The sequence below is a fragment of the Aestuariispira ectoiniformans genome, from assembly GCF_025136295.1.
GTDB lineage: Bacteria > Pseudomonadota > Alphaproteobacteria > UBA8366 > Aestuariispiraceae > Aestuariispira_A > Aestuariispira_A ectoiniformans.
This window is the reverse complement of sequence record NZ_CP062788.1, coordinates 572,949-584,876: the sequence shown is the minus strand read 5'-3', so window position 1 is coordinate 584,876 and position 11,928 is coordinate 572,949. Positions and strand designations below refer to the sequence as shown.

Sequence of the window (11,928 nt, the reverse complement as noted above, 5' to 3'; positions counted from 1 at the left end):
TATGGGACGGAAAGGCGTTTCTGTCAGGGGGTATCAGGTCGAATGCTGGCCGCCATGCGCCAGAACGGAATAGCCGGGATTGGCGTTGCATATCTGGGCCAGGGCCAGTTTGTTGACGCTTTCAAGCCCGTCCAGCAGTCCCGGTACCACCACGTCACCCGGCCGGTGCTGTTGCGGAAGCTGGCGCAATGCGGTGGCCATCCGGCCTGCATCCCTGTCATTGTCGTCTTCCATCATGACCACAAGGCCCAGATCCTGGGCGTGGCTGGCGCGGATATACTGTTCCATGCGCGGGCGGGTGCGCGGGATGATCAGGGCGCGCTTGTTGAACGACAGGATTTCACAGAAGGTGTTGTAACCGCCCATGGCAACCACGGCGACGGCATTGTTCATCAGGGCCTCGATATGGGCGTCGAAGGTGATGACCTCCACATTATCCAGCTTGTCGGCCCGTTCCATGAAATCGGCCTGCGGTTCGGAATTCATAAACGGCCCCAGAACCAGAAGCGCCGGATAAGGCAGGTCGCGGTCCGCCTCATAGGCCCGCAGCACCCAGTCCACCATCGCCTCGCCATCGCCGCCGCCGCCGGGCGTTACCAGGATGTAGGGGGCTTCGATCTTGTTCAGATTGTGTTGGGGGATTGTTTCGTTGGGCAGGCCGCGCTTCAGATAACCGGTGTAGGTCATCTTGCGGCGGACGGATTCGGGAATGGCAATGCCTTCCAGCGGGTCGCAGATCTGCGGCAGGCCATAGACCCAGATCTGGTCATAGAGATCGCGCAGCGCAGGCAGGACGTTCTTGCGTTCCCATTCGGGCGCCAGCAGGTCGGGGTCGTCCATAACATCGCGCAGGCCCATGACAAGGGGCGTGCCCTTTTCCTTGAGGCTGACCAGGGTATCGGCGACCTCGCCGCGCAGGCCCAGCGGCTCCTTGTCCACAATGAACAGGTCCGGATCGAAGGCTTCTGCGGTATGTTTGATGATCGAGGCCCGCATCGCCAGCGTTTCTTCGATGTCGATATGCAGCTTCAGGGGGGTGTAATTGCCGTTACGCAATTTGATGACACCCGGAATACGCACGAAATCCACGCGTGAGCGGAAATCGAAGCTGCCGATGATGGGGGAACCCGTCAGGATCAGGACGGACATCTCCTTGTTCTGTTCCACCAGGGCGTGGGCGATGGCGCGGGTCCGGCGCAAGTGGCCCAGGCCAAAGGTGTCGTGGCTATACATCAGCACACGTGCGTGATCTTGTCTTTTCGCCACGGTATTCCTCCGCCCTTTGCCAAACCTGCTTCTGACCGTGTCGATCAGGCCGGTTACTATCGAACCGCTAATTTATGTCTTTTAGGCCGTCGGAGAAACCCATAATTGTATAAGGACTTCGGAAACGGTCCGGGGCCGGCGACGTCTTATCCCGCTTGATTTGGTTCATGATTTAGGCATAGTCGCGGGAGACAACAAATTTTCGAAGCGACGCGCCGGACGCCCATGACCCTGCAGGAAGAAGTCGATCTCCTACGCAACATCCCGCTTTTCTCCAAAATCGAGACGTCCAAGCTGAAGCTGATTGCGTTTACCAGCGAACGGAAGCTGTTTTCCGCAGGAACGGTTATCTGCCGCGAGGGAGAGGATGGCGAGGCGGCTTTCGTCATCGTGAAAGGGCATGCCGACGTGACGGTGAAGACGCCGCGCGGCGACATCAAAGTCAATGATTGCCATCCCAATGATATTATTGGCGAAATTGCCGTTCTATGCGATGTTCCGCGCACCGCGACGGTAACAGCGCGCACCGATGTGACCGCCCTTGTGATTTCCCGGGAGCTTTTCCTGCGTCTGATCCAGGAGTTTCCGTCCATTGGCCTGGAACTGATGCGGGAGTTGGGGATGAAACTGGTACAGACCACAAGGCGCCTGCGCGACGGCGGCGGCGAAACCGGTAACGAACAGGGGTAAGGATATGTCTCGTCTGGATAGTGTGATCCGCCGCCTTGAGGCACAGCGCGCCTGCCTGAACAGGGCCTGCGAGGCCATCGCCGGACATCCTGGTGTGGTCCTGGAACTGGGGTTGGGAAACGGGCGCACCTATGACCATTTGCGTCAGCAACTCCCGGATAGGGAGATTTTTGTCTTTGAGCGCTGCGTCAATGCCCATCCCGACTGTATCCCGGATGACGATCATCTGTTTCTGGGCGACTTGAAGGAAACGCTGGCCCAGGCGACAGGGCGGTTTGCCGGACAGGTGGCGATGATCCATTCGGATATCGGCACCGGGGACCCGGACCGCAATGCCCGTTTTGCCGCCTGGCTGGGCGAGGCCATAGCCCCTCTTCTTGCCCCCGGCGCCATTGTCTTGAGCGACCAGGACCTGACGGCACTGGATGACTATCGCCAACCTCTGCCGCCTGGTGTCCAGGAAGGCCGCTATTTCTTCTATCGCCGGGCCTAGTCTTCCAGGTCCAGCAGCACCGGCGCGTGGTCTGACGGTTTTTCCCAGCCACGGGCGTCCACGATGACTTCCATGTGCTTCAGGCGCGGCGTCAGGACGGGCGTTGCCCAGATATGGTCCAGACGGCGGCCCTTGTTGGCGGCGCGCCAGTCGCGGGCGCGATAGCTCCACCAGCTATAGAGCTTTTCCTCGTCGGGCACGAAATGGCGCATGGTGTCGACCCAGCCGAAGGCGTTCTGTGCGTCGTTCAGCTTTTCCACCTCGATCGGTGTGTGGCTGACGATCTTCAGCAGCTTTTTGTGAGACCAGACATCATGTTCCATGGGCGCGATATTCAAATCCCCCACCAGGATCATCGGCCGGTCGTTGGAATACATTTCCGGGAACCAGGCCTTCATCTCGTCGACAAAGTCCAGCTTATGACCGAATTTGTCGTTCTGGTCCCGGTCCGGTACATCGCCGCCCGCAGGTACGTAGAAGTTATGCACTTCGATCCCGCCGGGCAGGGTTGCAAAGACATGACGGCTGTCATCCTTGCCGACCCAGTCGCGGCTCTGCCCGTTTTCCAGCGGCACACGCGACAGGATCGCCACCCCGTTGTAGCCCTTCATGCCCCGGACTTCGTTGTGGGTGTATCCCATGGCCTCAATCTCAGCCAAGGGGAAGTCCTTGTTCTGCGCCTTGATTTCCTGCAGGCAGATGACGTCCGGCGCATAGTCCTTGGTCAGTTGTTCAATCAGATGCAGGCGCTGGCGGACGGAATTGATATTCCACGTGACGAGACGCATGGGGAAAGATCCTGTTCTAACCGGGAAGGAGATTTATTTGTTCTCCTTTTATCCCCTGTACGGGCAAGGCCTGTCAACCGAAGTTGACGACAATCAATCCGTTTAAAGGACGGATCATATAAACAAACTCTCCCTTCGGTGCCCGCCCAGGCGGGATAATCGGGAATGCGGTGGAAATCCGCAACGTGCCCAACGCTGTGAAGAGGATTCGCAAACGAGATACCACTGGCCGGGAGGCTGGGAAGGGGTTTGCGGGGATGAATCCAAGTCAGAAGACCGGCCGGAAGGATGTTCCCAAGCCACGTGGACGGTGGGGCGGGATGTCGTCATACATCGTGAAGGGGACTACCGATGACAAATACCGATTCCGGCCTTCTGCCGGCCCAACCATTCAATGAACAGGACCGGGATGCGGTCTATCGTGCGATCATGACACGCCGGGACGTGCGCGGCGAATTCCTGCCCGACCCCATACCGGACGAAGTCCTGGCCCGCATTCTGGTGGCAGCCCATCACGCGCCATCCGTTGGTTTCATGCAGCCATGGACCTTTACCCTCGTGCGCGACAAGGCCGTTAAAGGCCGCGTTCATCAGGCTTTTGAAAAAGCGAATGGCGAGGCGGCCCTGATGTTCCCGGAGGAAAAACAGTCCACATACCGGTCCTTGAAGTTGGAGGGCATTGTTGAATCGCCGGTGAATATCTGTGTCACCTGCGACCGGCAGCGGGCCGGCAAGGTCGTGATCGGGCGGACCCATATTCCAATCATGGACCTCTACAGTTCCGTTTGCGCCGTTCAAAATTTATGGCTTGCCGCCCGCGCTGAAGGGCTGGGTGTCGGCTGGGTCAGCATTCTGGATCAGAATGAATTACGCGCTGCCCTCGATATCCCCCGGACGATTATTCCGGTCGCCTATCTTTGTCTGGGCTATGTGGCCGGGTTCCATGACAGGCCGGAACTGGAAAAGGCAGGCTGGTTACCCCGCCTGCCTTTGGACAGTCTGATACGCCAGAATGGTTGGTCCGGCAGGCCGGATGAGGATTTCCTCTCCACGGTCCGGCAGGGTCAGGCCGCGATGGCGCAGGCTCACAGTCCGGCGGGGTGAGCCACCGGGCCGGATATAAGAGCTACGCCGCCTGCTCTGCAATCCCCAGGCGTTTGCGCATATGGGCGCGGGCGGCGTCGCCGAAGGCTTCGAAAATCTTGCGGTTGAGCGGGGTTTCCAGCGCCACGTGATGTTCCGGATGCCACTGCAGGGACAGTGCGAAATCCTTGGCACCTTCCACGCTGACCGCCTCGATCACGCCGTCATCGGCGACGGCCTCGACACGCAGGCCGTCGCCGACCTTGTCGATGGCCTGGCCGTGGACGGTGTTTACGATAACATCGTCCAGCCCGCCGTTGATCTGTTCCAGCAGGCCGCCCGGCTGGATATGGATCGGGTGCTGCGGACCATAGCGCACATCATAGGGTTTTTCGTTGTCGGCGCGGTGGTCGCGGTTGCCTTCGATTTCGTGGACAGCCTGATGCAGGGTGCCGCCCATGACCACATTCAATTCCTGATGGCCACGGCAGACGCAGAAAAGGGGCAGGCCCCGGTCCAACACCTTGGCGATCATCGGCAGGTTGGTGGCATCCCGGCCCGGATCGCGGTGGGAGGTTTCCTTCACATTGGTCTCGCCATAGTGATGGGGCTCCAGGTCGGACGGGCTGCCGGTGAAAAAGACACCGTCCAGGTGTTCCAGCAGCGCATCGGTCTGCAGTTCGTCGCCGATTGGCGGGATCATCAGCGCCAGGCAATTGGCGGCGCGCACCACCGACAGGATGTATTTGTCGCCGACCTTGTAATAATCCGCGTCCTTGTCCGGGTGGGTATCGCCGGTGACACCGATCAGGGGAAGCTGTTTTGCGCTCATGGTCCTACTGTCCGTCCAATTCTTGTGTTCCGCCCCGGTTCTTCCGACCTGGCGTAAATGTGATCACTTTTTATCATAGGCTTGTTGCCCATTCCAGACAAGCGGGTCATGATCGCCGCCATGGAACAAGAGTTTGTCACGACGATCCTGACGTTCAAGGGGCTGGTCATCCTGATCTGGATGGCGGTCTTTTTTGTCGTGGAGCGGGTCGCACCCGCCTCCCCCAATCCGATACCCGTCAACCAGCGCCTTTATCGCGTGGGGCGCAATCTGTTGTTGTTCCTGCTGAACGCGGTGGCGTCCCGGCTGTTTGTGATCCCGGTCACGGGGTTGGCGGCATTCTACAGCCTGACCTGGCGGCCGGACTGGTGGGGTGGCGTGCCGGGCCTGTTGATCGACCTGTTCCTGCTGGACTTCTTCATCTACTGGTGGCACCGAGCAAACCATGTGGTCCCCGTCCTGTGGCGGTTCCATCAGGTGCATCATTATGATGAGTTTCTCGACACCACCTCTGCCGTGCGTTTCCATATCGGGGAGGTGATGCTGTCCGCGGTCTTTCGCGGGGTCTATATCTGGCTGCTGGGCATTCCGCTGTTGAGTGTGCTGGTTTTCGAAGGGCTGGTCCTGCTGTCCTCGATCTTCCAGCATTCCAATATCCGCCTTGGCCCCCGATTGGACCGCGTCTTGGCTTATGTGATCGTAACGCCCGGATGGCACTGGATGCACCACCATGCGATCCGCGAGGATACGGATTCCAACTATGCGAATACGCTTACGATCTGGGACAGGCTTTTCGGCAGCAAATGCGGGCACAAGCGCCGCCTGACCATGCCCATCGGGCTGGAGAATGTCGTCCGTGATCTGTCGCTGGCGCGGCTATTGGCGCGGCCGTTCAGATAAGCGGATTACTTTTGCCGGCCATTCCAGGGGTTGTAGAAGTAGAAAAGCTCTTCATCCAGTTTCACATCCCGGCGCGGGTTCAACAGGGTGACCGTGGTGCGGGCCTGTTGGGCGTCGGTGATGGTCCATTGTTTGAGCGTTAGAGGCTCCTGTGTGAAGGTCAGCTCGATGGAGCCGAGATCCGGATTATCCTTTTGCGTCAGGCCCACACGGATCAGCCCTGCTTCGCGGCTGAAATCAATCACTTTCACGCCTTTGTCGAAGTCGATTTTTTCCTGCAGGATCAGATAGGCCGGTGTGGAACTGAGCGGGATATGGGAGACATTCTTCAGCCGCTTGTCCACATGGATGAAGAACCGTCCGTCCGCAACCAGCAGGATCGGCACGGGCTCGTCATATTCCACGCGCATCTGGCCGGGCCGGTTCAGATAGATCGTCCCTTCCATGTAGGAGCCGTCCGGATTGGCCTGTATGAAGCGGGATTTCAGCGTGGTGAGGTCGGTCAGGTAACTTTCGATCCGGTTCAGCGTCCCGATGGTTTCCGGGTCCTTGAGGTCCTGGGCGCGGGCATGGGTCCCGGCCAGGAGCAACAGCCCCAGGCACAGCAGGAAAGCACCGGCGGGTTTCAGCAGTCGTCTAGCCACTGTGGTCTCCGACCAGGACTTCGCGTTTACCCACATGGTTTGCTGCACTGACCACTCCTTCTTTTTCCATCTTTTCGATGATGCGTGCTGCGCGGTTATAACCGATCTGCAGATGTCTTTGTATGAAACTTGTAGAGGCCTTTTTCTCGCGCGCCACAAGGGCCACGGCCTGATCGTAAAGTTCGTCGCCGCTGCCGCCGCCCTCGCCGCCGCCGATGGCTGCGCCCAGGACATCGGTGTCAAAACCACCGGAGGTATCGTCCTCGTCGGTGACTGATTCCACATATTGGGGTTCGGACTGGGACTTCAGGAATTCGCAGACCGCTTCCACTTCCGTGTCGTCTACAAAGGGGCCGTGGATACGGGTGATCCGCCCGCCGCCAGCCATATAAAGCATGTCGCCCCGGCCCAGAAGCTGTTCCGCGCCCTGTTCGCCCAGGATCGTGCGGCTGTCGATCTTGGAGGTGACCATGAAGCTGATCCGGGTCGGGAAGTTTGCCTTGATGGTACCGGTGATCACGTCGACCGACGGACGCTGGGTCGCCATGATGATATGGATGCCTGCGGCACGGGCCATCTGTGCCAGACGCTGGATCGAGGCCTCGATATCCTTGCCCGCGACCAGCATCAAATCCGCCATCTCGTCGACCACGACGACGATATAGGGGAAGGGCGTCAGGTCCTGCGGTTCTTCCTCGAAGATCGCCTCGCCGGTTTCCGGGTCAAAGCCGGTCTGGACGCGGCGCATGATCTCCTCGCCCCTGTCGGCGGCTTCCTTGACGCGCTTGTTATAGCCTTCGATGTTACGCACCGAGAGTTTGGACATGGCGCGATAGCGGTTTTCCATCTCGCGCACGGTCCATTTCAGGGCAACGACAGCCTTTTTCGGGTCGGTCACCACCGGCGCCAGCAGATGCGGGATGTCGTCATAGACGGACAGTTCCAGCATCTTCGGGTCGATCATGATGAATTTACAGCGTTCCGGCGGCAGCTTGTAGAGCAGCGACAGGATCATTGCGTTCAGGCCCACCGATTTACCGGAACCGGTCGTGCCCGCAATCAGCAGATGCGGCATGGTGGCGAGGTCGACGATTTCCGGCGCGCCGCCGATATCCTTACCCAGCACCATGGGCAGCTTGTTTTTGGCCTTTTCGTATTCGCTGGACGACAGCAATTCGCGCAGGTGGACCATGTCGCGGGAGGCATTCGGCAATTCGATGCCGATCACGCTGCGCCCCGGTACGGTCGCAATACGCACCGATACTGCGCTCATGGACCGTGCGATATCATCCGCGAGACCGATCACGCGGCTTGTCTTGGTGCCGGGGGCCGGTTCCAACTCATAAAGGGTGACCACGGGGCCGGGGCGGACCTTGACGATCTCGCCTTTGACGCCGAAGTCCTCCAGCACGCCTTCCAGCATCCGCGCATTCTGTTCCAGGCTGTCCTTGTCGTGGACCGCGGACACCTTGTCGGCATGATCGTCCAGCAGGTCCAGCGGCGGCAGGTGATATTGCCCGTCGTTGGGCAAATCCAGAGTGATCTGGCGTTCGGCCACGGCGCGTTTGCTGGGCTTTGCCTTTTTCTCGGGCGTTGCAACACGGTCTTCGCGGACAGGACGCGGTTTGGGGGCGTCCTGAACCTTTTCCCGCTTGACCGGTGCGGGGGCCAGCGTGGGTTCGACGCGTTCCCCTTTCACCCGGGCTATGGTGTCCTGAGCGGCCTGTGCGGCGTCGCTGACGACGGCCTTGACCGAACCGGCCTTGCGGACCGCCTCGCCCGCCTGACGGCCCAGGCCCAGCAGGCCCTTGGCACCGGCCCACCACTCATGGGCGGAAATGCCGAGGATATAAAGCAGGCAGAGCAGGCTTGCGGCAAACAGGCCAAGCGCAATCGGGAGCATTTCGAACCCGGCAAGCCAGGCGCCAAGCTGTGCGATGATCAGGTCGCCGGTGAAGCCGCCCAGACCGGCGCTCAACGGCCAGCTTTCGAAAGCGGCGAAACCCGACAGGCCGATGGCGGCCAGCAGGATCACGATCGGCGTCAGGGACAGGCGCAGCCAGGGCGACTTCAGCCGCCGTTCAACAAGGAAACGCCAACCCCAGGCGGCCAGGATCGGCACAAAGAAGACGGCGCTGAGCCCCAGCGATTGCAGCATCAGATCCGCGAGGACTGCTCCCGGTTCGCCGAGCAGGTTGGATACCGGCCCCGGTGCCGCCCGGTTCAGCGACGGATCGGACGCGGAATAGGTCAGCAATATTACGGCATAGCCCAAGGCTGCGGCGATCAACAGGATGCCGAACGCTTCAAGCGCCTTCTTTTTAAGTGAATCCGCAACGCCTTGCGGCAGAAAAGTGGATTTCTGTTTACCCTTCGCCCGTGCCATTCTTTCTTTTACCCGGCTACTACTTGCCTGATGCGGTCGCAGAGGTCCCGCGTTGTTTCTTCATCATGGACCAGGGCGATACGAATGAAATCGTCGCCCGGGGTTTTGCCGGTCTCGTCCGCGCGCGACATATAACGCCCCGGCATGACCTTGACCCCTTGTTCCGCCCAGAGGCGTTTGGCCGCTTCTTCCCCTGTCATGCCGCATTTGGCCACATCATACCACAGGAAAAATGCAGCTTCCGGTCGTGAGAAGCCCGGCAGGTTGCCCAGTTCCTCTGTCGCGATGTCGACCAGACGGTTGTAAAGCCTGCGGTTTTCGTCGGCATGGCCGTTGTCTGCCCAAAGCGCCGTGGCGGCTGCCAGCAATGGCCCCGGCACCTGTGCACCGCCGTAGCCGCGCAGCATCTGGAAGTCTGCCATCAGGTCCGGCGGGCCAATAATGACGCCATTCCGCAGACCCGGCGCACTGGATCGTTTCGACAGTGAATTGAATACCATCACATTGTCCAGCCCGCCCCCTAAGGCGGCGCAGGCCTCCAGGCCGCCCGGCGGCGGATTGTCGAACCATATTTCGGAATAGCATTCGTCCACGGCCAGAATGAAATCATGGCGGCGGGCGGCCTCGATCATGGTCTTGAGGCGCGCCAGGCTGGCGACCGTTCCGGTCGGGTTGCCCGGGCTGCACAGGAAGACCAGGGCCGTGCGGTCGAGTATTTCCGGTGAGAGGGATTCGTAATCCGGCACGAAATTGTTTTCTGCCGTTGCATCGACTGCAACAATATCCGCCTGCGCCATCAGCGCGCCGCCGAAATAGACGTGATAAAGCGGGTTCGGCAGGCAGATCACCGGGCGTGTCCCCTCTTTCAGCATGGCCCTTTTGCGCGCGGCGGCCATCAGGGCTGCGAGGAACAATGCCTCGCGCGTGCCGCAGGCGGGCAGGATCATGCTGTCGGGATCGATATAGCCGTCATCCAGGCCAAAACGCTTTGTCGCCCAGTCGGCCACGGTTTTCCGATAGTCGGGCGTGCCGTTGATCGGCGGATATTTCGACCAGAGGTGACTGTTCTTCGCAACCGCCTCTTCCAGCAGTGCAGGCGGATTGCCCTGCGGTTCGCCGATATGGGTCAGCAGCGGCGATTTGCCCGGCTGGTCGTCGCCGAAAAGCGCCGCCAGACGGCGGTAGGGAAAGTCGTGTAGCTGGTCGAGTTCGGCGCGCGACATGAATGAAATACCGTTGATGAGGAAATGGGCGATGAGGGTTGGTGAATGAACACCAAAATACCGGCCCGATTCACCACCCGCAAGCCAGTTCTGTCTGCTGTAATTAAACAATGAGGCGGAAAGATGGTGGTTCCGGTGACAGCCGGGGTCACATAAAAAGAGCCCCGGCACATCTGTACCGGGGCTAAGTTTCCGCGGGATTCTGCTATGGAGGTTCAGGTTGGAGCCTCCCGCGTTGTCTTGGATGGGTGGATTACAGTGTCTGCGATCCTTTCCCGAATTCCGGATAGGCCTCCAGGCCAAGTTCGACCTTGTCGAGACCGATCATCTCTTCTTCCTCGCCGGCACGGATGCCGATGGTGTATTTGAGGGCGAACCAGATGATGGTGCTGCAGACGATGGTGAAGGCGCCGATGGCGACGATGCCGGTAATCTGTGCACCCAGGCTGGCGCTGCCGAAGATACCGACGGCCAATGTACCCCAGATACCGCACAGCAGGTGCGCCGGGATTGCGCCGACCACGTCGTCGATCTTCAGCTTGTCCAGCAGCGGTACGGCAACGACAACGATGATGCCGCCGATGGCGCCGATCACGATCGACCAGAAGTGGAACAGCAGGTCCGGACCGGCAGTGATGGAAACCAGGCCGCCGATGGCACCGTTCAGCGCCAGCGTCAGGTCGATCTTCTTGTAGAGGATCTGGGTCAGCAGGCTGGCTGCAACCACACCGGCTGCTGCGGCCAGGTTGGTGTTGGTGAAGACGATTGCCATCCAGGTGGCCGAAGCCGCATCGCCCAGCGCCAGGACGGAACCGCCGTTGAAGCCGAACCAGCCGAGCCACAGGATGAAGGTGCCCAATGTTGCAAGCGTCAGGTTGGAACCCGGCATCGGGTGGACGCCGCCGCCGACATATTTACCCTTACGCGGACCCAGGATGATGGCGCCGACAAGGGCTGCCCAACCACCGACGGAGTGTACGATGGAGGAACCGGCAAAGTCGGAGAAGCCCAGTTCGGACAACCAGCCGCCGCCCCAGCTCCAGCTACCCTGGATCGGATAAACGACTGCCGTCAGGACCGTCACAAAGATCATGAAGGGCCAGAATTTGATTCGTTCCGCCACGGTGCCGGATACGATGGAAGCAGCCGTTGCCACGAAGACCATCTGGAAGAACCAGTCGGAGGCAACCGAATAGCCGTTGCCGACAACGGCGGCAACCTGTTCGGCGGTGGCCTCATCTGCGGTCAGCAGGGCGACTTCGGCATCGGACGGGCCGTAGAATGCGCCGCCGAGGCTGCCGATCCAGCCGGAAACATCCACATACATCAGGCTGTAGCCGACGACGTAGAACATCAGACCCGCCACGGCATAGAGCACGATATTCTTCAGGCAGATGGTTGCCGTGTTCTTGGCGCGAACCAGACCGGATTCGAGCATGGCGAAACCCGCCGCCATCCACATCACCAGAGCGCCGTTGATCAGAAACTGGAAGGTATTGAAAACATAAGCGGTTTCATCGCTTACCGCGGCCTGTGCCGCCCCCTGGGTCGCGAGCGTCAACAACCCGCCCAGGGCCAGAAGTTTAATGCTTTTCTTAAAATTCATCATTGGATCGGTCCTCC

Annotated in this window: 11 protein-coding genes and 1 riboswitch; of the genes, 4 read left to right on the top strand and 7 right to left on the bottom strand. The window is 60.0% G+C overall.

Annotation, left to right across the window (positions count from 1 at the left end; all coding sequences use genetic code 11):
- Positions 1–33: 33 nt before the first annotated feature.
- Positions 34–1,266 carry a glycosyltransferase family protein gene (locus tag IF205_RS02875; RefSeq protein ID WP_259781787.1) on the bottom strand — a complete coding sequence of 411 codons (1,233 nt, stop codon included), beginning with the start codon at positions 1,264–1,266 and terminating at the stop codon, positions 34–36.
- Between the two features lie 225 nt (positions 1,267–1,491).
- On the opposite strand from IF205_RS02875, the gene IF205_RS02870 reads away from it, so the two are divergent.
- Positions 1,492–1,956, top strand: coding sequence for a cyclic nucleotide-binding domain-containing protein (locus tag IF205_RS02870; RefSeq protein WP_259781786.1), 465 nt, complete (start codon positions 1,492–1,494; stop codon positions 1,954–1,956).
- A gap of 4 nt (positions 1,957–1,960) precedes the next feature.
- Complete coding sequence (locus IF205_RS02865; RefSeq protein ID WP_259781785.1) at positions 1,961–2,449, top strand: class I SAM-dependent methyltransferase; 489 nt, start codon at positions 1,961–1,963, stop codon at positions 2,447–2,449.
- Here IF205_RS02865 and xth read toward each other — a convergent pair.
- Positions 2,446–3,237: an exodeoxyribonuclease III gene (gene xth / locus IF205_RS02860; RefSeq protein ID WP_259781784.1), complete on the bottom strand. Its 792-nt coding sequence runs from the start codon at positions 3,235–3,237 to the stop codon at positions 2,446–2,448. The genes IF205_RS02865 and xth overlap by 4 nt on opposite strands.
- Before the next feature lie 119 nt (positions 3,238–3,356).
- Positions 3,357–3,536: riboswitch (cobalamin riboswitch) on the top strand.
- Between the two features lie 52 nt (positions 3,537–3,588).
- Between xth and bluB the strand changes: the two genes are divergently transcribed.
- Positions 3,589–4,341 (top strand): 5,6-dimethylbenzimidazole synthase, encoded by a 753-nt coding sequence (bluB, locus tag IF205_RS02855; protein ID WP_259781783.1) that lies wholly within the window; start codon positions 3,589–3,591, stop codon positions 4,339–4,341.
- A 22-nt stretch (positions 4,342–4,363) separates the two neighbouring features.
- Here bluB and IF205_RS02850 read toward each other — a convergent pair whose 3' ends face one another.
- Complete coding sequence (locus tag IF205_RS02850; protein WP_259781782.1) at positions 4,364–5,152, bottom strand: gamma-glutamyl-gamma-aminobutyrate hydrolase family protein; 789 nt, start codon at positions 5,150–5,152, stop codon at positions 4,364–4,366.
- Between the two features lie 120 nt (positions 5,153–5,272).
- Here IF205_RS02850 and IF205_RS02845 point away from each other — a divergent pair, with 120 nt between their 5' ends.
- A complete protein-coding gene (locus IF205_RS02845) occupies positions 5,273–6,052 on the top strand; it encodes a sterol desaturase family protein (RefSeq protein ID WP_259781781.1) in 780 nt (259 codons plus the stop codon).
- Between the two features lie 5 nt (positions 6,053–6,057).
- Here IF205_RS02845 and IF205_RS02840 read toward each other — a convergent pair whose 3' ends face one another.
- The 4 genes from IF205_RS02840 to amtB form a co-directional block, all read right to left on the bottom strand.
- Entirely contained in the window at positions 6,058–6,696 is a 639-nt protein-coding gene (locus IF205_RS02840) for a LolA family protein (RefSeq protein ID WP_259781780.1), read from the bottom strand.
- Positions 6,689–9,082: a DNA translocase FtsK gene (locus tag IF205_RS02835; protein WP_259781779.1), complete on the bottom strand. Its 2,394-nt coding sequence runs from the start codon at positions 9,080–9,082 to the stop codon at positions 6,689–6,691. The genes IF205_RS02840 and IF205_RS02835 overlap by 8 nt, the downstream gene beginning before the upstream one ends.
- 8 nt (positions 9,083–9,090) lie before the next feature.
- Complete coding sequence (locus tag IF205_RS02830) at positions 9,091–10,305, bottom strand: aminotransferase class I/II-fold pyridoxal phosphate-dependent enzyme (protein WP_259781778.1); 1,215 nt, start codon at positions 10,303–10,305, stop codon at positions 9,091–9,093.
- 253 nt (positions 10,306–10,558) lie between these two features.
- On the bottom strand, positions 10,559–11,914 hold the full coding sequence (gene amtB, locus IF205_RS02825) for an ammonium transporter AmtB (protein ID WP_259781777.1): 1,356 nt from the start codon (positions 11,912–11,914) through the stop codon (positions 10,559–10,561).
- Positions 11,915–11,928: the final 14 nt, after the last annotated feature.